20 protein-coding genes and 1 tRNA gene are annotated in these 23,039 nt (G+C 44.7%); 6 read left to right on the top strand and 15 right to left on the bottom strand.

Annotation, left to right across the window (positions count from 1 at the left end; translation table 11 throughout):
• Window positions 1-76 precede the first annotated feature (76 nt).
• Complete coding sequence (locus MR847_RS07075) at window positions 77-1,525, top strand: DUF3943 domain-containing protein (protein ID WP_287723344.1); 1,449 nt, start codon at window positions 77-79, stop codon at window positions 1,523-1,525.
• A 12-nt stretch (window positions 1,526-1,537) separates the two neighbouring features.
• Here MR847_RS07075 and tmk read toward each other — a convergent pair whose 3' ends face one another.
• The 5 genes from tmk to MR847_RS07050 form a co-directional block, all read right to left on the bottom strand.
• Window positions 1,538-2,170: a dTMP kinase gene (tmk, locus tag MR847_RS07070; protein ID WP_287723342.1), complete on the bottom strand. Its 633-nt coding sequence runs from the start codon at window positions 2,168-2,170 to the stop codon at window positions 1,538-1,540.
• A 5-nt stretch (window positions 2,171-2,175) separates the two neighbouring features.
• Window positions 2,176-5,085 (bottom strand): preprotein translocase subunit SecA, encoded by a 2,910-nt coding sequence (gene secA, locus MR847_RS07065; protein WP_287723340.1) that lies wholly within the window; start codon window positions 5,083-5,085, stop codon window positions 2,176-2,178.
• A 121-nt stretch (window positions 5,086-5,206) separates the two neighbouring features.
• A complete protein-coding gene (locus MR847_RS07060) occupies window positions 5,207-6,007 on the bottom strand; it encodes a hypothetical protein (protein WP_100425322.1) in 801 nt (266 codons plus the stop codon).
• A gap of 196 nt (window positions 6,008-6,203) precedes the next feature.
• Window positions 6,204-7,388: an acyltransferase family protein gene (locus MR847_RS07055; RefSeq protein WP_287723339.1), complete on the bottom strand. Its 1,185-nt coding sequence runs from the start codon at window positions 7,386-7,388 to the stop codon at window positions 6,204-6,206.
• 74 nt (window positions 7,389-7,462) lie between these two features.
• Window positions 7,463-8,413 (bottom strand): aldolase catalytic domain-containing protein, encoded by a 951-nt coding sequence (locus MR847_RS07050; protein WP_100425321.1) that lies wholly within the window; start codon window positions 8,411-8,413, stop codon window positions 7,463-7,465.
• A 329-nt stretch (window positions 8,414-8,742) separates the two neighbouring features.
• On the opposite strand from MR847_RS07050, the gene MR847_RS07045 reads away from it, so the two are divergent.
• Window positions 8,743-9,696 carry a Fic family protein gene (locus MR847_RS07045; RefSeq protein WP_277000239.1) on the top strand — a complete coding sequence of 318 codons (954 nt, stop codon included), beginning with the start codon at window positions 8,743-8,745 and terminating at the stop codon, window positions 9,694-9,696.
• 97 nt (window positions 9,697-9,793) lie between these two features.
• On the top strand, window positions 9,794-11,077 hold the full coding sequence (locus MR847_RS07040; protein WP_277000293.1) for an O-acetylhomoserine aminocarboxypropyltransferase/cysteine synthase family protein: 1,284 nt from the start codon (window positions 9,794-9,796) through the stop codon (window positions 11,075-11,077).
• A 145-nt stretch (window positions 11,078-11,222) separates the two neighbouring features.
• Here the strand turns inward: MR847_RS07040 and MR847_RS07035 are convergent, their stop codons facing one another.
• The 8 genes from MR847_RS07035 to rsmG all read right to left on the bottom strand — a co-directional run bounded on the left by MR847_RS07035 (window position 11,223) and on the right by rsmG (window position 16,446).
• Window positions 11,223-11,651, bottom strand: coding sequence for a hypothetical protein (locus tag MR847_RS07035; RefSeq protein ID WP_277000242.1), 429 nt, complete (start codon window positions 11,649-11,651; stop codon window positions 11,223-11,225).
• A gap of 26 nt (window positions 11,652-11,677) precedes the next feature.
• Window positions 11,678-11,750: transfer RNA gene (locus MR847_RS07030), tRNA-Met, on the bottom strand.
• A gap of 76 nt (window positions 11,751-11,826) precedes the next feature.
• Entirely contained in the window at window positions 11,827-12,576 is a 750-nt protein-coding gene (locus tag MR847_RS07025; RefSeq protein ID WP_287723336.1) for a metallophosphoesterase family protein, read from the bottom strand.
• 387 nt (window positions 12,577-12,963) lie between these two features.
• The gene (locus tag MR847_RS07020; protein ID WP_277000247.1) at window positions 12,964-13,317 is read right to left on the bottom strand and encodes a bactofilin family protein; all 354 of its coding nucleotides are present in this window, start codon (window positions 13,315-13,317) and stop codon (window positions 12,964-12,966) included.
• A gap of 10 nt (window positions 13,318-13,327) precedes the next feature.
• Window positions 13,328-14,119: a M23 family metallopeptidase gene (locus MR847_RS07015; RefSeq protein WP_106519255.1), complete on the bottom strand. Its 792-nt coding sequence runs from the start codon at window positions 14,117-14,119 to the stop codon at window positions 13,328-13,330.
• Window positions 14,116-15,015 (bottom strand): ParB/RepB/Spo0J family partition protein, encoded by a 900-nt coding sequence (locus MR847_RS07010; RefSeq protein WP_287723335.1) that lies wholly within the window; start codon window positions 15,013-15,015, stop codon window positions 14,116-14,118. Before MR847_RS07010 ends, MR847_RS07015 begins: the two co-directional genes overlap by 4 nt.
• A gap of 2 nt (window positions 15,016-15,017) precedes the next feature.
• Window positions 15,018-15,803 carry a ParA family protein gene (locus tag MR847_RS07005; protein WP_100425311.1) on the bottom strand — a complete coding sequence of 262 codons (786 nt, stop codon included), beginning with the start codon at window positions 15,801-15,803 and terminating at the stop codon, window positions 15,018-15,020.
• Window positions 15,796-16,446 carry a 16S rRNA (guanine(527)-N(7))-methyltransferase RsmG gene (gene rsmG, locus MR847_RS07000; protein WP_287723333.1) on the bottom strand — a complete coding sequence of 217 codons (651 nt, stop codon included), beginning with the start codon at window positions 16,444-16,446 and terminating at the stop codon, window positions 15,796-15,798. Before rsmG ends, MR847_RS07005 begins: the two co-directional genes overlap by 8 nt.
• A gap of 1,195 nt (window positions 16,447-17,641) precedes the next feature.
• Between rsmG and MR847_RS06995 the strand changes: the two genes are divergently transcribed.
• Complete coding sequence (locus tag MR847_RS06995; protein ID WP_287723331.1) at window positions 17,642-18,373, top strand: sulfite exporter TauE/SafE family protein; 732 nt, start codon at window positions 17,642-17,644, stop codon at window positions 18,371-18,373.
• 199 nt (window positions 18,374-18,572) lie between these two features.
• Here MR847_RS06995 and MR847_RS06990 read toward each other — a convergent pair whose 3' ends face one another.
• A complete protein-coding gene (locus tag MR847_RS06990; protein WP_287723330.1) occupies window positions 18,573-19,385 on the bottom strand; it encodes a lysophospholipid acyltransferase family protein in 813 nt (270 codons plus the stop codon).
• Between the two features lie 232 nt (window positions 19,386-19,617).
• On the opposite strand from MR847_RS06990, the gene MR847_RS06985 reads away from it, so the two are divergent.
• Window positions 19,618-19,992, top strand: a complete 375-nt coding sequence (locus MR847_RS06985) for an Hsp20/alpha crystallin family protein (protein ID WP_157797911.1) — start codon at window positions 19,618-19,620, stop codon at window positions 19,990-19,992.
• A gap of 63 nt (window positions 19,993-20,055) precedes the next feature.
• Window positions 20,056-20,424: an Hsp20/alpha crystallin family protein gene (locus MR847_RS06980; protein ID WP_100425305.1), complete on the top strand. Its 369-nt coding sequence runs from the start codon at window positions 20,056-20,058 to the stop codon at window positions 20,422-20,424.
• A gap of 95 nt (window positions 20,425-20,519) precedes the next feature.
• On the opposite strand, the gene MR847_RS06975 is transcribed toward MR847_RS06980, so the two are convergent.
• On the bottom strand, window positions 20,520-22,877 hold the full coding sequence (locus MR847_RS06975; RefSeq protein ID WP_287723328.1) for an FISUMP domain-containing protein: 2,358 nt from the start codon (window positions 22,875-22,877) through the stop codon (window positions 20,520-20,522).
• Window positions 22,878-23,039 lie beyond the last annotated feature (162 nt).

Genomic DNA, 23,039 nt, shown 5'->3' with positions numbered 1-23,039 from the left:
TTTTATCAATATTTCGCACTCTTTATCTTATAATAGCCTACAAAACTTTACAAAAAAGAGCATTTTTGTATATGCAATGAAAAAATTGATAGGCATCCTCTGTTTTACACTTCTTACAACCCACGTTTTTGCAAACGAAGGCGCTGTTGCAGACTCCTTAAAGCAGGATTCTACCTCTTCCGCGATGCCGGAATTCACCCCTCGAAGCCCTACCGGCAGTCGCTTGCCGGTAATCGTTCCGTTTGGAGAAGTCACCTTCTTAAACCTGTTCGTCTGGGGCTGGGACCGCTACGTTCTGCAAAAAGACTATGCAAAGACCGGACCTTCTTACTGGGAACGCAACTTTAAGGAAGGCTGGAAGTGGGACGACAACCACTTCGCGATCAACTTCTTCGGTCACCCGTACCAAGGTTCCATGTACTACGCTGCGGCACGTTCCGCGGGCTACGACTTCTACGCGAGCTTCTTCTTTGCCCTGACAGGCTCATGGATGTGGGAAGAATTCTGCGAAACGGAATATCCGGCGCCGAACGACCTGATCGCGACGAGCGTCGGCGGTACGATCTACGGTGAAATGCTTTACCGCATCGCGACCCGGGCCGTTTCAAAACCCGGAGCAGGACTCCTAGAAAACCTCTTCGCCTTTGCAGCAAGCCCGGTCGCGACTTTCCAGGAATGGATCAACGGACCTAGCTTAACAAACCCAGGCTATGCCCCAATGGAATGGTCTATCTACACAGGCGTAGGGCACCGTTTTGGCGACGAATACCGCTACGACCAGGACGCCGACGACCGCTCCGACAACGACTGGGATTCCCCATCGGCCTTCTATGGACTTAACCTTGTCTATGGACGCCCTGACAGAAAGATCAAGGAACCTTTCGAATACTTCACCTTTAGCTTTGTCCAGGATCAGAGCGAAGACGGTATGTTGATGCGCGTTTCCTCGGTCGGAAAACTCAAGAACTTGAATATGCGGCACAACAACACGAACTGGATGGACCTCGCCGCTTACCTGCATTTCGATACCTTCTACGGTGACCTCGTCGAAATGTCCGCCCTTTCGATCGGCCTTGGCGCAGACGTAAGCGTCGATCTTTCGGACCGCTTCAACTTCCGCATGATCCACATGCCTTCTTACGTGCTCCTCGGATCTTCGGACTTCAACTACGACAATGTCCTTGCCTCCGCGGATTCCAACTACAAAGTAACCCGAAATTACCAATACAGCCTGGGTGGAAGCTACAAGGCGACGCTCCAGCTCGAATGGAAAAACATCGGACGCTTTTACAACTACGCCGCCGCTTACCTCTTCCGCAGCTGGCCGAATACCGAGCCTCACTACGGCACGAACGGCTATGACTTTGTTTTTCTCAACAATCTAGGCCTCGAAGTGAATCTGCCACTCGACTTCGCCGTGGGACTTCGCCTGAATTCCTACGCAAAGATCGCCGCCTACGAACGCGTCGAACCGATGTCGCGCTCCATGCACGCCATTGGCGCGTATGTGCGTTATACCCTCTAAAATTTTGAAAGTTTAAGCGAGACGCTTTAAGATCAAATCGCGAATCTGATCCTGGATTTTGTCCATGTCGCCGTTTGCATCCACAACATTCACGCAATCCGGAAAAACTTCCGCAATTTTCAAGTAACCGTTACGGACGCGTTCAAAGAAGCTGACCGCTTCGCTTTCGAGCCGGTCCGCGACACGGTTTTCCACCGCCTGACGGCGACGGCTTTCTTCGAGAGAAACGTCGAGAACAATCGTCAACGCGGGGTTGAATTTTCCACATGTGATGTTTGAAAGATTCAAAACCATCTGCGGGTCAATTTCTCGACCGTAACCTTGATAAGCGAGAGTGCTCCAGGCAAAGCGATCGGCAAGGACAACTTTACCTGCAGCAAGAGCCGGAGCTATCTTTTCGGCAATGACCTGTGCACGAGCTGCATTGTACAACAAGAGTTCCGTTCTGGAATCCATCACGCCTTTATAGCGGATATCTAACAGAAGGCTCCGGATGCTTTCCGAGATTTCGGAGCCACCCGGTTCGCGAATCGTGAGCACGTCATAGCCCTTGCCAGTCAAGAATTCGGCAAGGCGCTTCAGCTGCGTGCTCTTTCCGCAGCCATCAATGCCTTCAAGGCAAAAGAAACGCTCGGCAGTCTGCATCGAAATTAATCGAGATTCTTACCGTGGCACTTCTTGTACTTGAGACCCGAACCGCACCAGCAAAGATCGTTACGTCCAAGCTTTGGACCTGCGCTCTTCACCTGGGCACCCGGGATCGTGCGACGGCGCAGAGTCTGCGGACGCGTGCCCGGAAGTGCGGAACTCGGAATCGCGCTCGAAGTCGGCGCTTCCGGCACCGGATCCACGGCCTTCGGAGCTTCTTCCGCCGGCTGTTCTGCGGTCGAAGCATCTTGGGAAGGAACCTTGGCGGCTTCGGTCGGCTGAGCGGACAGTGCGTTTTCTGCGTTCTGCGGAGCCGGACGGTTTACCTTCTGGATCTGTTCCGGTGCAACGGAAATGCCGTTACCGAGCTGAATGCGAATGTTCAAGATGCGCTGAGCGGTGAGCGTTGCGATCGTTTCGAGACAGTTCTGGAACGTGGTGAACGCCTGGTTCTTGTACATCACCAGCGGATCCTTCTGGGCGTAACCCTGGTAGCGGATAGCGTCCTTCAGCTGGTCCATTGCGTAAAGGTTTTCCTTCCAATGCTGGTCAATCGTGTAGAGGAAGATGCGACGTTCGATATTGCGGAAATCATTTTCCGGAATGATTTCCACGAGCTTGTCGTACTTCTTCTGGCAAAGTTCGATGACGTCGTCGAGAACCTGGTCGGCAGACTTCTGAGCGCGTTCTTCTTCGCTCGGATTGTATTCGACAGCAAAGCTCAACTTGACAGCGGTCGAAAGACCTTCCCAATTCCATTCATCGGCAAAGCGATCCTTGGAAACAAACTGGGAGACCTTGATATCGCAAGCGTCCTGAACGTTTGCCCAAATATCGCTGCGGATATCGTCGCCGTTCAGAATGCGACGACGCAAACCGTAAATCACCTTACGCTGTTCGTTCATCACATTATCGTAGTCGAGCAAATACTTACGGGTATCGAAGCTCTGGCTTTCCACGCGCTTCTGGGCGCCACGGATCGAACGGGAAACGATCGGGTGCGTAATCACTTCGTCATCGCCGACTCCAAAGCGGTCCATCAACTGCTTGACATTGCTACCGCCGAAGATGCGCATCAGGTCATCGTCTAAAGAAAGGAAGTACTGGGAAGAACCCGGGTCTCCCTGACGGCCGGAACGACCGCGCAACTGGTTATCGATACGACGGCTTTCGTGACGTTCCGTACCGAGCACGTGCAAACCGCCAAGCTCACGAACGCCCGGTCCAAGAACGATGTCCGTACCACGACCAGCCATGTTCGTCGCCACCGTGACCTTGCCCTTGTAACCCGCGTACTGGATGATTTCCGCTTCGCGACTGTGATTTTTTGCGTTCAACACATCGTGCGGAATGCCTTCCTTCAAAAGCAACTGGTGCATCTTTTCGGAACGTTCCACCGAGGCGGTACCGACAAGAATCGGCTGACCGAGTTCATGACGCTTCTTGATTTCGGCGACGATCGCTTTCCACTTCGCGTCTTCGGTCTTGTAAACCATGTCCTGCATATCCTTACGGATGCAAGGCTTGTTCGTGGGAATGACCCACGTGTTCATATTATAAATCTTGATGAATTCCGTTGCTTCCGTTTCGGCAGTACCGGTCATACCGGAAAGCTTCTTGTACATGCGGAAGTAGTTCTGGAACGTGATCGTTGCGAGCGTCTGGTTTTCGCGACGAATCTGCACGCCTTCCTTCGCTTCGATGGACTGATGGATACCGTCGGAGTAGCGACGGCCTTCCATCAAGCGGCCCGTGTTTTCATCTACAATCACCACTTCGCCGTCGCGCACAATGTAGTCGCGGTCGCGGATAAAGAGGTTTTCCGCCTTCAAGGCCTGCTGAATGAAGTGAACCCATTCTGCATGTTCGCCGTAAAGGTTCGTGAAGCCCATAAGCTGCTCCACGTGGTTCGTACCGCGTTCGGTCAGCTGAACGAGCTTGTCCTTTTCGTCAACCGTGTAATCCTTGCCGCGCACGAGCTGCGAAACGAGTTCACGAGCCTTCTGATACTTGTCCGTCGCATCTTCTGCAGGACCGCTGATGATGAGCGGCGTACGTGCTTCATCGATCAAAATGGAGTCCACTTCGTCAACAATGCAGAAGTTCGGTTCGCGCTGAACGACATCCTTCGGATCCACAGCCATGTTGTCACGGAGATAGTCGAAGCCGAATTCGTTGTTCGTACCGTACGTCACATCGGAGTTGTAGCTGATGCGGCGCTGTTCCGAAGTCAGATCGTGAACAATCAAGCCCACGGTCAAACCGAGGAACTTGTAAACGTAGCCCATCTGTTCTGCGTCACGACCGGCGAGGTAATCGTTCACCGTCACCACGTGCACGCCCTTACCCGAAAGACCGTTCAGGTACACCGGGCAGACAGCTGCCAAGGTCTTACCTTCACCCGTCGCCATTTCAGCGATAGCGCCTTCATGCAAAACGAGACCGCCAATGAGCTGCACATCGAACGGAAGCATACGGAACGGCTTCACAGATTCCGGATAAAGTTCACGCACCTTGGCATAGAACTTTGCCGGCATAAAGATTTCCCATTCCGGCTTGCCCGCTGCGAGATCCGCCTTGGCCGCTTCCACAGCGGAAAGAATTTCCGGATCATTTCCGAGAGTGGCGAAATCAAATTCAAACTTCGGCTTGAAAATGTTGAAAATACCGAGACGGCGGTCGCAAGCTTCCTGGCAAACTGCAAAGGCTTCTACTTTGATGTCCTCCAGGGTCTTTCCGTTGTTCAACGCTTCGCGGAATTCTGCCGACTTTGCAGCGAGATCCTTATCGTCCAAAACTTCCAGTTTTTTGCGCGCTTCGTGAATCTGCGCGATAACCGGACGGAGCGACTTCACCTTGCGCTCGTGCGGAGTACCGAAAACCTTATGGAGGAGAGAATCCAAAATGCTCATAGATGTTCAAATCCTTTTTGAAATTACCGTTCAAATTTAACAAAAACGAAAAAGGCGACCTACCATTCACCGGTTTCAGCCACCTTTTCAAGCCGTTTTCAAAAATTAACCTTCATGCGGACTATAGAGACTTCATCAGATTCACAAAGCATTCCGTATCACCGGAAATTTCAAGATTGTAATCCTCAAAAGAAAACGCTTCACCGCCATTTCCCTGTTTATATTCCGCATAGGCGGCTTCGCAATCGGACTTGTTTACCGCAAAACGGGGAGAAAGCGAAAGGGCACAACGTTCTTTATCTTTCAAAACCAAAATATCGATTTCATTTTCTACGACATTTTCCACCTTTACCGCATAGCCGTGGGAAGAAATTGCCACCTCGCAATCTTCCGCTGTGAAATTCCCATCGCCAAAGAAGGTTTCAAAAAAGCGGAAGCTCTTCAAATTGGAAATCGCACAAGAGGTTTCAAAGAAACTCGAACGGGAAATCACGCCTGCATCGTCCAAGGCAAAGCCTTTCACGACACCGTCTGTCGAAGCGGTATCCTTCCACTTGCCGAACGGGAAAACATTTCCTTCGTAATGCAAGGAATGCTTTTCCTTGCCAAAGTCCAAACTCACTTTTTTCTGCTGGCTGTGGAACTTGTATGTAGCTATGCGCTTTTCACCCTTCAAAGACCAGTAAAGAGAATCCCCCTGCTCCCTGCAGACAGGTTCATACGTGACGAGCATCGACTTCTCCATGTCTATCTCGTACGCGCTCTTTGCGTGGTAAAAAAACTTTGAAGAGCTAAGCGCAGCAACCGGAGAATTTTCTTCCACCGTAATCGTTCTTTCGCCGCTCACCGCATTCTCGCCTGCACAAGAAATCACGGCCAGCGTCGTCAAAACGACTGCAAGTAAAAAACTAAATTCCCTCATTCAAACCTTCCTGAAGAGTCTTACTCTCCATGACCCGCGAAAAAAAAAATAGTTCACATATTCCCGTTTTCTCAAGTGAGGAAACTCACAGTTGGGAACTGTCAAATGTGGATAAACGGAGTACAGATTTTGCAAACAGTTTGAAATCAACGACTTGCAAAATTTCAAAATTTTGAAAATTTTTTGGATTTTTTTCTTATTTCTGCGGCGGAAGAGAATGCGCCTGCTTTTTCGAGCGATGCAGATGATCTTTATGTTTTTGGTACAAGGTGCTAATCGTATAGATAAAGACAAGGAATACGACCGTCGAAAGAGGCTTGTTCATGTTGCAGAACGACCAGGCGATCGTAATCAACGGAAGATGAATCAAATACGGATAGAAAGAAGCACGACCGACAGAACGGATGATCGGGACGCAGAAAATTTTGCAGAGCCAGCCTTTGGAAGTCGTGATGCTAATGATCAGTCCGCCGTAGATCATTACGGCCACCGTGTGATGACAAATGAAATTCCAGGCGACGGAATTCGATTTCATCGTAAAGAGGCTTACATACAAAATAACAAGAAGGAAAATCTGCAAAATGCCGGCGAGGTAATTCTTCTGCAAAAAGTCGAATGCACCCGAGCGGTACAACCGGAAAAGAATCATGCCAAAGAGGTATTCGAAAATGCGCACCAGCGGGAACATGTGAAAATACTGGTAACGCAAATCGTAGTTCGCAAAATTTCCGAGCAGCGGAAATTCCCCAAGGAATCCCGCATGTTCAAAGAAAATACCCCAAGCAATTCCCGGCAAAAATACAAGACCGCACAAAATCCAGAGCGTTTTCTTGTCAGAAATCTTCGCCAGTTGACGCGCACAGAAAGGCGTAATCGCATAGCAAATGAAGAATGCGGTGAGCGACCAGCTCGGTTCATTCAGTTTCATTCCCTGCTGAGGAAAGAGCGACCACGTCAAAGTCAGGTGCATAACTAAAGAACGGATCGGATGGAACATGTTCCCAAGACCCGTCGAAATGCAATCCATCCATTCTCCCCAGGCGGGGATATGCGTCCAATGGCTCAGCTTAAAAAGAGTGGCGGCAAACATCAAAAGCGTCATTACAAAGTGGCAACGGTAAAGCTTTGCAATGCGCGCAAACATGAATGGAATCACAGACATCCGACGGTCCGGATCGTTGAACTTGGAAGCGAACAAAAATCCTGCGAGAATAAAGAAAAGGCCCGCCGCAAACGCAGGCGCCGTAATAATCGGAAAAACGTATCCCCAGTTCGACATATAGCCAAGAGCCGAAGACGACGCCAAGTGCAGCATCACAATATTGATCGATGCCAAAAGGCGCAGACCGTCAATCGCAGGGAAATAAGCTTTTTCGTTCACGGCGCAAAAGATAGAAAATGCCGGGCAGTGCTGCCCGGCATTTGGAAGTCAGTTATCCATAAAAGCTAAAACGCTTAAATGTTGATTTCGTTCTGCATCATTTCGTAGAACTTGCGGTAGTTATCCTTTTCTGCACCCTTGCGGAATTCAATAGCAGACGACGGATGAAGATTCAAGGAACCGGTGATCATCTGCGGAATGATGTAACCCCATTCGTATTTTTGACGGAGCGGAACGAAGAGTTCGGTAATCGCTTCGAGAATCGGACGAACGTCGAACTTCGGATTCTTGAGGAAGGAGAGGAGAAGTTCCGTGGTACAGTTACCAGCGCCACGGCCCATGCCGGTGACTGTGCAGTCGAGGTAATCGACGTGGTCGATGACAGCCTGGATCGTGTTGCTGAAAGCGAGCTGCTGGTTGTTGTGACCATGGAAACCAAACTTCTTCGACTTCACATGCTGACGATAGCGATTGATGCACTGGTCAATATCTTCCTGGTAGAAGTGACCGAAGGAATCCACGAGGTAAAGGACGTCTGCCTTGCATTCGTTTTCCACCTGGTCGAGAGCTTCGTCGAGTTCAGGACCTCGGTCTCGGCTTACGGCCATGATGTTCAAAGTCGTTTCATAGCCCATATCGTGGAATGTATTGACAAGTTCGATACCCTTGTCGATGTTCTTCACGTAGCTTGCCACGCGGAACATCTGGTACGGGGATTCGGAAGCAGGCTTGATAGCGGCGAGATTCACACGGCCTACGTCAGCCATCACAGCCATCTTGAGGTTGCTATCGATTCCGTCACGCACCTTCCAAAGAAGATCGTCTTCGCAGAACTTCCACGGACCGTATTCCTTCGCGTCGAAGAGTTCCGGAGAGTTCTTATAACCCATTTCCATATAGTCGACGCCTGCAGCGGTGAGAAGCTGGAAAAGACGACGGACGAATTCCAAGCTAAAGTCGTGCTTGTTGACAAGGCCACCATCGCGGATGGTGCAGTCGAGAACTTTAATAGACGGGTAGTACATTTTGTATTCCTTTTTTCACTAAACGTTTTTTTTCATAAGTTAGCATTCGTTTTTGGCGAATCCAACGGTAAAATCAAAACTTTCTTTAAAACCCTTATTTTAGACGCATATTTTGCGTTATTTATATCTAAGCTATTGATTTTTAATTAAATAAATAAAAAAACAACAATTTTTAATGAGTCGAATTTGCTCAAAATCTTCCTCTTCTATGTAAAGTTATTCAATTAAATCCACCTATCAATTACAGACGTCTTTTCCTTTTTTTAATTTCTACGCAAATTATGCGTTAAATAGATGACATACGCAATTTCCTATTCTATATTACAGATATGCTTTTTATTCATCAATATCCCGACTGGACGAACTTTAGATATCTCCGTTCAAAGATTATCAATCCGCTTTGCCAAGTGAGATTTTTACAGGGCCTGCTCCAGGGAAAAGCTTCCTTTGCCGCATCAAAAGAACTCGCCGAATCCTTGAGCCAAAAGGATTTCGAGGCACTTGTTCGCATCGATGGCCGCTTCGAAGTTCCCGAAGTTTTCAAATCCGCGGTGCGCAACTATGCCTTGCCGATGACCGAAAAGCGTTTGCTCGCCTTGCACGCTTCGCTCGTTCCGGGAGGCGGACATTTTCGAGAAAGCGGCGAACTTTATCATTCCCAGATTCTCCGCGGATTCAAAGGCGTTTCAAGCGAACGCATTCCGCGTGAAGTCGCAAAGTTTATCCAATACTTTAACGAAGATTCGACTGATTCTGTGTTAAAGGCGGCAATTGTCCATTTTCACTTTGTCACAATCCGTCCTTTTGATTCCGGGAATGGAGCCTTGGCGCGACTGCTTTCCGAAATGCTCCTTGCGCAAAGCGAAAACACTTCTCGTTGCTATTACACTTTTAACGAAACTCTTCTCGAAAATAAGGATTCTTATTTTGAAGCCCTATACAAAGCACAGACTTCGAATGGGGAAATCACCAGTTGGATCCTTTGGTTCCTAGAAAAAATGCAGGAAGCGCTCGCCAAAACTTCTCAAAAAATGACAACGCAGTTTGAAGATACCAAACAGCAGCTTTCGATTAGCGGAATCGCTTTGAGCGAACGCGAACAGAAACTCGTCGGGCAGCTGCGCAAAAATCCGAAACATCCGATTTCTTCTTCGGAATGGGCAAGCCTTGCCGAAATTTCGCACGATTCCGCTTTGCGGGACTTAAACGGTCTCGTTCAAAAGAAGGTGCTTCTCAAGTCCAACGGACGCGGGCGCAGTACACGTTACCTCTTGAACAAATAACCCACACTTTGCTAGATTTTTAATAGAAAAGCCTCGCTAAATAGATAAATTCTATCTATAGCGTAAATTTACATCTATGCAAAAGGAAGTATCTGACATGCAGAATCTTGATGACCAAACCGTATGTGTTCAAGGTGGCTGGAAACCGAAGAAGGGTGAACCGCGTATTCTCCCGATTTACCAGAGCACCACTTTCAAGTACGACACAAGCGATCAGATGGCCGACCTGTTCGACCTCAAGGCGGACGGTTACTTCTACACTCGGCTCCAGAACCCGACAAACGATTTCGTCGCTGCAAAGATCACGGAACTCGAAGGCGGTGTCGCAGGCATGCTCACGAGCTCAGGTCAAGCTGCAAACTTTTTCGCCATTTTCAACATTTGCGAAAGTGGCGATCACTTCGTAAGCTCTTCCACTATCTACGGTGGTACTTACAACCTTTTTGCAGTGACCATGAAAAAACTCGGCATCGAAGTTACATTCGTCGATCCGAACGCTAGCGAAGAAGAAATCGGCAAAGCTTTCCGCCCGAACACCAAGGCTTTCTTCGGCGAAACGATTTCTAACCCGACCTGCCATATCACGGACATCAAGAAGTTTGCGGATATAGCTCATAAGCACGGCGTTCCGTTCATCATAGACAACACGTTCGCCACTCCGGTTCTCTGCAAGCCGTTCCAGTATGGCGCAGACATTGTAACGCACTCCACCACCAAGTATCTCGATGGTCACGCCATGACCGTCGGCGGCGCTATCATCGATAGCGGTAATTTTGACTGGGAAGCTCATCACGACAAGTTCCCGGGATTGACTGAACCGGATCCGTCTTACCACGGCCTCGCATACAGCAAGGCTTTCGGCAAGAAGGCTTACATTGTGAAGGCGACGGCTCAGCTCATGCGCGACTTCGGCAGCATCCAGTCTCCGCAGAACGCATTCCTTCTGAATACGGGTATCGAAACTCTCGCTCTCCGTATGCCAAAGCATTGCGAAAACGCTTTGAAGGTTGCCAAGTTCCTCGAAAACCATCCGAAGGTTGCCTGGGTGAACTTTGCCGGCCTCGAAAGCAATCCGGAACACGCTCTTGCCCAGAAGCAGTTCAAGGGAGGTATTCCTTGCGGCGTAATGGCCTTTGGCATCAAGGGTGGTCGTGAAGAATCCATCAAATTTATGGATTCTCTCAAGTTCATCGCCATCGTAACTCACGTAGCCGATGCGCGTAGCTGCGTGCTTCACCCTGCAAGCCACACCCACCGTCAGCTTTCTGACGAACAGCTCATGGAAGCAGGCATTCGTCCGGACCTGATCCGTCTTTCCATCGGCATCGAAAATGCAGACGATATCATCGCGGATATTCAACAAGCTTTCGAACAGATTTAATTTGTTCACAGTTTTGAAAAATAGCTGGGCTTTTTTCCCGGCTATTTTTTGCTTTAAAAATCACGTAAGAATAGCTCTTCATTTTGAATGCTTACAAAAAAACACCCGTAGGGTAACGGATGCTCTTTTCCATTTTTTAGAAAACTTAAAGCTTCAAGCCTGCTTTTGCAAAGACGTCGGCGTTGCTCGAATCTTTGACGGCCACATTCGTAATCCAGTTGTATTCAGCGAGGCCTGCAAGACCGATGCGACTGCAAACCTGATCGCGAGCCTTTTCGTAGTTTTTAAGAATAATGAGCCTTTCTTCGCCTTTGGCCTTCTCAATTTTTTCGGACCATTCTTCACCGAGAAGGATAAGCGCTGCACTGGCATTCACATACTGCTTTGCCTTATTCTCGTTAATCGAAGAATTCTGCGGAGTCACAAAGTTTGGAACCGTAATCGGAGCGGTTACAATCGATGCGGTTTTAGCAGGAAGATCCGGAGTCAGTTCATCGGCTTTATCGCTGCCGCATCCAAATATAAAAAGGGAAGAAGCCAGTAAGAACAAAAACGCAAAAAGCTTATTATTCATATTGAGCTCCTTCCACAAGGAAATAGTAGCGGTTTGTGGGGTCGAACCACAGACACACGGATTATGATTCCGTTGCTCTACCTACTGAGCTAAACCGCCGGGTTGAAATAATTTAGCTAAGTCTTGAAATAAAATCAAGGGTATTCCCTAAAATAATTAGAAATTTATAAAAAAATCAAAGATATCTTAATTCTGTGAAAAGTTTACCATTCCGATATTCAATGTAGCGCCAGCCTGGGACCGTACTCAAAATGTGAAAGTCCACAGAATCCGGATCAAGCTGCATCTGCGTCGAAGGAGTCAGGTAAACCGTCTGGCCATTTCCACGGTCCACTTCCATCGCAGAATGGTAATGTCCCACAAAAATCGCATGCAAATTGGAAATACGGTCAAGAACAAACCCGACTTCCTTCAAATTCTTGAGCGCATAACGGGAATCCATGAACAGGTGTCCACAATGACAAGGCGGATGATGTACAAAAAGAAAAACTTCCTTCTTTTCTTTCGCCGCTTCCTGTTCGAGCCATTCGAGCTGTTGCTTCGAAACGATTCCCATAGAACTGTCCAAAAAGAAGATAGTGGAACCGTTTACATCCTTCTTGTAAAAATAATTCCCCTCTTTCAATGCCATCGGCACCGGGGAAATTTTTGAAATTTCTACCGAATTATCATGGTTTCCGGTGATAAAGCACCAGGGACGGTCATAACCCTGGATCATCCGAAAGAAAAGTTCGTATTCTTCCCTATAGCTGTGTTCGCTTAAGTCACCGCTAAAGACAAGAAGATCCAAATTGAACTTCTTTGCGTCTTCTAAAGTTTTCTTAAAGCTTTCGACGGACTGTAAACTATCCTCCTGATCGTTTTTTACAATCAGATGGATATCCGTAATCTGCCCTATTCGAAAATATCCCGCTCTCTTTTCCATACCCTTTAATCTAATTAAAGTTTAATCCCTAGAGCTATATAAACTCTAAGTCTTTGACTTTCAATGTGATGCAAAACAATTTAATAAATTTATCAACATGTGGATGGATAACCTATTGAAAACTCACTTTCAACGTCGGTTTGTGCCCATTCTGGGGATTGATATTGAAAATTTAACCTTTCCGAGTTTTCAACATTGAATTCTGTTGATAGATTCCCGAGTTTTCAAAAGAAAAAACTTATCCACTTCTTTTATATCTTTTTAAAAATCAATTACTTATATTCACAATTTTACATTTTGTCCACAAATCCACGTTATCAATACCTATACCTTTTATATATATAAGAAGAAAATTTAAAGACAGAGTGGATAAAAAAAAGAAGTCCGTTAAGACTTCTTGGTTTCAGTTTCGACGGAAACATCGCAGTTTCCTTTTAGCTTTGCTCCGCATTGGATGACTAAGAGTTTTGCTTTCAGATTTCCAATGGTTAAGGATTTTGCTTCCAGAACTACCTTTTCGCTGCATTCAATGTCACCGCTGACTTTTCCTGCAATCGTCGCATTTTTTGTTTTGATCGTTCCTTCGACATACCCTGATTCTTCGATCACGACATCGCCTGTCGTTGCGATATTGCCTTTGATTTTACCGGCAATGCGCAAATCGCTCGAACCGGTAAGATCCCCGGTAATGGACATGGAAGGGCTGATCTGTGTAAACTGACTGTCGTTTTCTCTTGCCATAAAAGGTTCCTTATTCTTCAATAAAAAGTTCTGGATCGACGGGAACGTTATTCTTCAGGATTTCATAATGGATATGAGGGCCTGTTGTGTTTCCAGAAGAGCCTACCGTCCCGATTGCTTCTCCCTTCTTCACGAATTCACCTTTTTTTACATAGGTTTTTTGAAGATGGGAATAACTGGTGATGTAACCATTTCCGTGATTGATTTGCAAATGCAATCCGCGATCCTTTGTTTTTGCAGCGGAAATAACTTTTCCTTCTGCAGTCGCAAAGACCGGTTCATCGTTTTTCGCAGAAATGTCAATGCCTGTATGTTCCGAGGAAAACTGTTTACTGATGATGCCGATGGTCGGGTTGATGCTCGGCATTTTGGACCAGTTATCTGATTTTCCGCCGTTGGTATAGCTTTGAAGTTCCGCATTGAAGCGGTTCTTGGAAAGCGGTGTAAAGTCAAATCGATTCTTGTCGATGACTTTGGAAAGTTTGGTAGAATCCGTTTCGAAGAAGGTGCCTAGAATATTCTTGATCTGTTTTTCCATGGTGGAAATGGAATCCAATTCCGAGAAAAACATTTCATATTCCTGCTGTTTTTTGAGCAGCATTTCGTTCTGGGCGTGAACCTGTCTTGAACTGATGATGATCGCGTTGACGGTGGAAAGTTTATAGATGAAGAAACCGCCCATCAAAAAGATGGCGATAATCAAAATTCCAAAAATCTTCCACTTCAGAGAGCTGATTTTAAAGGAAATAGTTTTTCCTGAATCCGAAGGGATGATCTGGATAATGTGATATCGGTTCTTCAATTCAATCCTTCCATTTTTCCCTGGATGCGGGTCAAATCTTCAAAGGAATAGTAATCGATGATGAGCTTTCCCTTGGAAGCGTTTTCACTTCCCTTTTGGAGTTTGACGGACGTGCCGAAAAATTCTTCCATTTTTTTGAGGAAAGAAACGATGTTCGGGTCGAGAGGAGTTTCGACTGCCGGATCCTTTGGAGCCTTTTCCTTTTTCTTGTCCTTGGAAATCTGTTCAATTTCTCGGACGTTCATTCCCTTTTCAATGATGTCACGGGCAACGGCTTCCGGGTCGGAAATTTCCGGGCTGAGTAAGGTACGGGCTGCGCTCTGGGAAATTTTTCCTTCGCTGATCCAGGCTTGGACCTGTTCCGGGAGCTTTAAAAGACGGAGTGCATTCGTGACTGCCGAACGGGACTTGCCCACGCTCTTTGCGAGATCGTCATGGGTGTAACCGTAATTTTCAATCAGCTTTTCATAGGACTTAGCGACTTCGATCGCATTCAAATCCACACGCTGGATATTTTCGATGAGAGACCATTCCGCCATTTTTTTGTCGGAAAGGAGTTCATGCACATAAGCGTCGATGGTCGTCCAACCGGCAAGACGTGCTGCACGGGTACGGCGTTCACCGCTTACGATTTGGTAACGTCCGTTGAATTTTCGAACTGTAATCGGCTGGATCAACCCTTGCTGTTCAATGGTTTCTGCGAGTTCAACGAGTTCTTCTTCGTTGAATTCGGTACGGGGCTGATACGGGTTTGGGTCAATCAAGTCAAGGTTGATTTTTTTAACCTGGATGGTATTTCCGTTTTCATCCTGGTTGAGCTGATCGTTCAAAGTTTGAGCGTGGCTCTGCATGATTGTGCTCAGTCCCTGACCGAGCGCCATCGATTTTTTTCCCATAGTTACTTCACCCCATTGATGATTTCTTCAGCGAGTTTCATATAAGCCTGTGCACCGGCACTTTTGACATCATAAAGAATAACCGGTTTTCCGTGGGACGGAGCTTCGCTGAGTTTGACGTTGCGTGGAATCATGACTTTGAAAACACGTTCCGGAATGACGTTGCGAACTTCTTCTGCTACCTGGCGGGAAAGGCTCAAGCGGTTATCGTACATGGTGAGAAGTGCGCCTTCGATGTTCAAATGATTATTCAAGTTTTTCTGAACAAGACGGATCGTGTTGAAAAGTTCTGCAAGACCTTGCAAAGCGTAGTATTCGCACTGGACAGGGATCAAAACGCTGTCGGCTGCGGTCAAGACATTCAAGGTCAAAAGGTTCAAGCTAGGAGGAGCGTCTATAATGATATATTCAAACTCTTCCTTCAATACATTCGTGATACGGCTCAGACGGTGTTCACGACTCATTGCGTTCACCAATTCCAATTCCATTACGGAAAGGTCCGGACCAGAAGTAATGACGTTCAAATAGTCCAAGTCCGTTTTCAAAACGAACTTTTTCAGAGCTGTTTTTGTAATCGCATCTGGACTTTCTGCCAGTTCGAGTGCTTCGTGCACGTCTTCTTCTTGGCTTTCCAGATAACCCAAACCTTGAGAGGCGTTCCCCTGCGGGTCCATGTCGATCAGGAGGGTTTTCTTTTCTAAAGCGGCAAAATTGGCAGCAAGGTTGATTGCTGTAGTTGTTTTACCCACGCCACCTTTCTGGTTACAAATAGCGATAACTTTACCCATAGATTCCTTTGATCACTAATGAGTATTCTTGAGTTTCAAGAGGAAGATTGTAATCGATTAAATGAACATTCGGAATGTCCTTCAGTTCCTGAGCAATTTCACGAGTTTTAAATGTCACAAATATTCCGTCTTTTTTGAGGCCCGGAAGAGCTCTTTCATAATCCGCTTCAAAACGGGAAAGCGCTCTGCAAGAAATGATGTCGCAATTTTGGATATTAGAAGTTTCAAAACGTTTGCCGACAACAGTCAGATTTTCGAGTTTTAAAGCGTTCTTGGTTTCTTCCAAAAAGAGAACTCTCTTGTGACGAGGTTCAGATGCATAGAATTGAATATACGGACAAACAATCGCAAGCGGATAAATAGGGCATCCACCACCGGCACCCATGTCTGCCCAAACCATTCCGGGCTTCAAATAATTTGCTTTAGACAGAACGATATACGGGAAAAGAGAATCCGCAATGTGGCGAGTCAAAAACTTGGGAATATCATTTTTGGAAATCAGATTTACTTTTTCATTTCCGATAATTACCAAATTTACGTAAGCGAAAAGTTTTTCAAGAATATTTTCAGATAAGGAAATCCCATTCGCTGAAAGAAATTCAACGAGCAATTTTTCTTGATTTGAATCTGAGTAATGTTTCACGTGAAAAATTTAGAATTATATGAAAGGAAAAGAAGAGTGGATAATTTAAATGTTTTACGATTTATGAATATAAGATGTGGATAAAGTGATTTTGAAAGGATTTTTTGAAATTATAAAATTTTGATTTTTGGATGATTGTTTAAAGTTTTATTTGAGGTAATGTTTCACGTGAAACATTTTGAAGAAATACTTTACGGTAAAAAAAGTTTTCTTTATTGCATTGTAAAGCTCGTGCTTAGGTTTAAGTGTCTTTGTTGCAGTATCAACCAAGAATCGTTTCAATAATGTAAAAAAATAAAGGGAATTATATAAAAGGTTCCACCTTACCTAACTATGTAAATTTTTGAAAATAAAGTGTGGTTATTTGAGAACGCCTAGTATGTATCTATATTGTAGCATGAATAGTATAGTGCTATATTGAACAAGATATATCCGAAATGGATCGGGTCGGCTGTGCCGACAACCAAGTTTGCAAACGTTCTCTTGTTTTATAAATGATTAAAGTGAAAAATAAAAGGGAAGTTTTTATAAAGGAAAAATCCCCCGCTTCTGCGAAGGATTTTTTGTGTTTCTGTTTTCGATTGTATTTTGTTTTATCCCGGACAATTAGAGTTCGTAATGTTGTCCCGTTATTGGAATTTTGTTTAACCATAAAGGCCTTCTTAAAGAAAGAATATAAAAAATGTTTCACGTGAAACAAAAAAATTTTATGGAGTAAAATGATGTGGATAATTCTGATGAAAATAAAATTTTTCTGTGAGGTTATCCACTATTTCTTTGAATTCAACGGAAAAATGTGCGTACTCCAAATGTGAATTTAGTATTGAAAACTTTATAAAAATTCTATAAAATTTTAACCAATCATATCGCTACATGCTCAATTGTTATATCCGCCCTTCCCTTTAGATTAATGTATATACATAATTTGAGGTTTAACTTAATTTATAAGGTCATCGTTTATAACTTTACCGGTTGTCCAGCGGTATTTCCCATTAGGCCTTTGAAAAAAAATCCTTTTTCAAAACGGGAGTTTTCCTATTGTGAATATTCCGCCTCACGATTGCTTTCTTTTGAAATGATAAAATTGAAGAAGGAAATTGCTTAAAAAAATAGTTTTTTATTTTCTTACACTATATAATATACTTGTAACTTTCTTTATCAAAAGTCTTTGTTATATTTGCGATGCCTTCTAAATATGACGGATCCTGCGAATATTATTTTGCTTTGCCTGTTTTGCTTAGCTGGAAGTTTTATCCAGCGTGTGACAGGTTTTGGATTCGGAATATTCGTAATGACGATTTTTCCGTTCTTGCTTCCAAGTTATGGTGAAGCGACTGCACTTTCCGGACTGTTGGCAGGAACGAATTCGATTTTAATCGTTTTGCAGAAGTGGAAGTTCATCGTATGGAGGATGTTCCTCCCTTTGTTGATAACTTTTATGGTGGCTTCCGCTATCTGCATTTTTTATTTGACTCGCATTGAAGAACATTCGATTAGGCAGATTCTGGGTTTGGTTTTGTTTTTTGCGAGCTTTTACTTTTTATTTTTCAATAAAAAAATTCATTTGAAACCGACGCTTCCGACTCAGATTTCCATGGGAACTTTGAGCGGTGTAATGGGTGGACTTTTTGCAATGCAGGGTCCGCCGGCGGTTTTGTATTTTCTTGCTTCCTGTCCGAATAAAGATGTTTATATAGCCTGTATGCAAGCTTACTTGTTTTCGGGAAATGTTATGATGACTGTAGTTCGCGGATATAACGGATTTTTAACTCCAGCGGTAGGGCTGGCTTATGGATTTGGAATTTTATTTGTGCTGTTGGGTAATTTTATAGGTGGAAAAGTTTTCAATCGGATTTCGAATAAAGTTTTGCGACGCTGCGTGTATATTTATTTGTCCGTGAGCGGTCTCGTAGTTTTCAACATTTAATCCCAAAGTCCAATTCACTTTCATTCAACATTCCATATTTTATCCTCCATTGTTTCACGTGAAACATTATTTTTTGAAAAAAAATGAGATAAGATTTTGGGATTTATTGTGGATTAAATTCAATTTGAAATAAAGTAAAAATCAAAATATTGCTGTAAATAGATGAATTTCAATCATTTAAAGCAAATAAATAGTTAATTTAGCTTGTCTGAATTTCGGTGGATTTCTGAGTGGATAAATAACGGCGATGTATCCACCCATACCACTCTTCTGGGGATTTTTCTATCTGTTTTTCTAACCATAGATGGTATTTATCAAAAATTTCTCCACCATCTGTAGCAGTCATTTCTTGTGCAGAGAGAATTCTTTTATCGTTTTGTGAATTCAGCCAACAGATATAAACAGGTGTCTGTGGACGGTGTTCGAGGATAAATTGTGGAATCGGATTGCAGTGAACTAGCTTTCTGAACAGTTTTCCAGGAATAAAACGAGGTTTTCTATAGTCTTGATCGGCGATTAGACAGAACAAGTTATTCGCATCTAGGGTTTTGATAATGTCTCTAGGATTGTTTATAAAAAGTGAATAATTATATTTATCCACAGACCTTATATGTGAATATACCCAATTATCGAGAATTTTTGGGTGCAAATGTGCATAACTTGCTACAAGTGGAACGCCCATCCGCACGAGCCACGGGCCAATGATTTCGTAATTTCCGAAGTGAGCTGTCAACATCAGCCCACCCTTTTTCATCTTTTCGAGGACAGGAAGACTCGCCGGGTCTATTTCAAAACGAGGATCTTCCTTTGAATAGATACGGCTCTTGGTGATGAAATCCGCAGCGTCCCGGGTGATGTTTTTTAAGAGCTTTTGATAGAAAGCTTTTTTTTGAGTATTCAACATTCCCGGACGGACATGCTCCAAGTTTTCCCAGAGCACCTTCTTTTTCCAGCCCGAAACCTTCAGGACTGCGTACAGGATGGTTTGAAGAATTTTTGCGCGAATCGTCATAGACTGCTGAAATCATAATTAGAAAATTTTTTCTTCGCAGAGGCAGGTTGGAAGTTGCTTCAAAATAAATCAGCTAAAAATTTCGTTTTAAAACTTCTCGTTCGAATTTGAAATACTCCCCCGCTCCTCTTTTGCCAAAATTAAAAAAAATTTCCGAACTCGGCACTTTGGCACGGCTTTTGCAATAAGCATGGGTGAGAAAAGAAAAAATAAACAAATAGGAGATAACACCATGTACAACACTCAAATGATTCCGACTCACTTCTTTGGACTCAACAAGTTCTTTGATGCGTTCGAAAATGAAGGCAAGGCTTGTGGCTCCTGCATGCCGCGTGCCGCTGTCGCCGAAAATAATGGCCAGTATACTCTCGAAGTCGATCTTCCGGGTGTCAAGAAAGAAGACATCGATCTGAACCTCGAAAACTTCATGCTTACCATCAAGGCTTCTCGTAAGTCCGCGACTGCCGATATGAAGTTCGAACGTTCTTTCAAGCTTTCCCAGGATCTCGATACGGAAGCTGCCGATGTGACTTTTGAAAACGGCTTGCTTTCGATTAAGCTTTCCAAGAAGGCTTCGGCGGCTCCGCACAAGCTCGTCATCAAATAAATTTTTCACTTTAGGCTTTTCGGAATTTTCGTTTCGGTAAAATTCAAAAAAAGGAGATACACTATGTATACAAATGAATTGCTTCCGGTTTTTGGATTTAGCGATCTGTTCGACACGTTGAATGACGATGTCAAGGCTTGCTCCTCTTGCACTCCGCGTGCAACCGTTTCGGAAAAAGGCGGTATTTACACGCTCGAAGTCGAATTGCCCGGTGTAAAAAAGAGCGATATCGATGTGCATGTGGAAGGCAATTCCTTGAGCATCAAGGCGACCCGTAAGAGCGCTTCTGCAGAAATGCATTATGAACGCTCTTTCAAGCTCGCTGATGAAATCAATCCGGAATCCGCCGAGGCGTTCCTCGAAAACGGTATTCTCACATTCAAATTCACGAGAAAGCAGAGCGCCGCTCAGCATAAATTGACAATCAAATAATGTTTCATCCTAAACCCTAAGTAAAAACGACTCCCCTGCGGGAGCCGTTTTTTGATATAAGGATATTTTTTAGAGCGGTGTGAATTCCGATTAGACTAATCCTTGATGCAGCGTACCGTATGTTTATCCTTATTCTTTTTGATGCCTCCTGACGTGCTGACAAAATTTGCAAACAAGGATCCATCATCTGCGGAAACGCACATTTGGGAAGCGGTTTCTTCAGATTTTTCCGTGGAAGCCCAATAGCAAGAGGTCAATGCCTTGCTACCGTAATACTGGGTGGTATACTGGGTTGCAGTGTGTCTAAAATAGAGATTATTTATATCGTCTTTCCATTTTAGGGGTTTATTGCTCGCATGGGCCATCAAAGTCCAAAAATCTTTTGTGGTCGGTAAATGCCAACCCTGTGGACAAATGCCTCGAACTTTGCCGGATGTAGAACAGAACTTTCCATTGCCACAGCCTTTGCCGTCTGTTGAATAAATTCCTGCACTATCCATGGCAACGCTCCAAGGATATTCTTTATCATATTTGTTGTAAAGCGTGTCTGTCGTATCTTGAAGCCGTAGGTTATCCTGCATCCACCATTGGTTTCCAATTTTAACAGTTCGGTAAACTTTTCCGTCTCTCTCATCCACAATGGAATCACTGCATCCGGTGCCGCGGCAGGGATCTACGACGGGAATGGTTTCGTCAAAAGTCGGGAAGGAAATTTTTGTATCCGGTTCGGTCGGTTCGTAAGAATCGAAATGTCGAACGCATCTTACGGACATGTGGTTATTTTTCTCCTGATACTCCCAATCATGATCGAATAAATAACTATGTACTTGTATATAGGTGGCATATTTTTCTTCGACAGATGAACTTGTCCACATAAGGGCACCATAGCCTTCGTACCAGTGTCCTCGTTTGATTCCCACAGGACGGATGTTTAACCCAAGTGAAAAAGCTCCGCCGGCACTGAATTCCGTTTTGGATTCGATATCCTTATTTTTGTATGCCATATATCTAAGATCCAACACTTCAGCACCAGACGGCAAATGCCAACCTTCCGGGCAGACTCCTCGGATAAATCCCGTGTCCGGATGGGGACAATATTTAATTCCGTAGCCACAGCCTTTTCCATTGTCACTGAAAATTCCAGCGCTGTCCACCGCCGCACTATACGAATACAGGCGTCCATCCTTTTTACAATTTTCCGGATCGTTTTCGTAGCAGGAACTCGTGGAATCTTCTGTAGCCGACGGTTGCAAATAGCGGTAATTCAAATTTTCCGCCATCCAGATCATATACCCGACTTGAACGGTCTTGTACTTTTGTCCATCTCTGGAATCGACGAGAGTTCCATATTTACAAGTATCGACTTCGTCTGTTTTACAGGCTACAGCGCGGTTAAGGTCATGTTGGATATCGGTGGAAATGGCATAAGTGGAATCTTCTTCTGTTTTAATACAGCGCAGGTAATTTTTGTGGGAAGATTCCAGAGAGCCATTATCGTAGATTGCGGCATATTGTGGGCTGAGATAGAATATTTTGCTGTACTTGGAACTTCTTTGCACAGAAGTCCAAAAGACGGAAAAGATGGTTTTATAATACTCGGAATGAGTCGACATGACTGCAGAAAATCCGTAATCATCGGTTCCAGTCGTTTTTTTTCCGTTTGAACCTATCTCCGAGTAAAAGGCATTTGCATCATGAAGATAGTACCCCGTATTTATTCGTTGATAGTGCGCTCCCGCATAATATAAAAGCTTTTGGTATTCGATTCCGTTCGGCACATGAAAACCTTCCGGGCAGATTCCCTGTACAGGATAAGACGGGGTGCATGTGACTCCGTTTCCGCATCCCTTTCCGTCGTCATTCAAAATTCCCGCACTGTCCATGACAGCACTCCAAAGATACATGCGTCCGAATTTTTTACAGTTTTCCGGATTGTCTTCATAGCAGAAACTTGAGGAGTCCAAAGAGGCTGTTTTTCCTTTGTATCGGTATCTCAAGTTTTCGGCAATCCATGTCTGGTCCCCAATTTTTACGGTCTTATAGACTTCGCCATCGCGACTGTCCTTGATTTCTCCATAGGAAATTTCCGGATTTAAGAAGTCTGTTGTTTTTAAATTTTCGGGATTTATATCCGATGTATTTTTCTTGGATGAGCTGCTGGATGTTTTGTTCGAAGAGGAACTCGGTTTGGTCTTGTCGTTTGTTTTTTGCCAGGCTTTGCCGTCACATTCGTAATTCAGAGCTTGTTCAGAGACATAGATTTTTTTCCCTGTTATTTCGTCATTACATTCGTAAGTATCCAGTTCAGCCAAGTCATAGACTTCTGCAGGAAGTTCATTGTTACTTGCCGATGACGAATTATCGCAAGCCGAAAGGGCAAACCCGAGCACCCCCGCAAGAGTACAGACCGTAAACTTTTTCGCAAATGTGTTTTTATAAAAATATTCTTTCATAAACCTCATTCCCTAAAAATAACAAAGCACCCCCGTGCGCCTCAAACTTTCAGCGCACAGTAAAAACTTTTAACAGAAAAGCTCTTATTCCTCCAAATAGGTTTTAACAAAAGATAGCTAACACGAGCTTCCTTTACCCCCCCCGCTGTAAATTTTTACAAA

Origin of the sequence: Hallerella sp., from assembly GCF_022776125.1 — a bacterium.
GTDB classification, from domain to species: domain Bacteria; phylum Fibrobacterota; class Fibrobacteria; order Fibrobacterales; family Fibrobacteraceae; genus Hallerella; species Hallerella succinigenes.
Note: the sequence above shows the minus strand (reverse complement) of the source record. Positions and strands in the feature narration are given on the sequence as shown.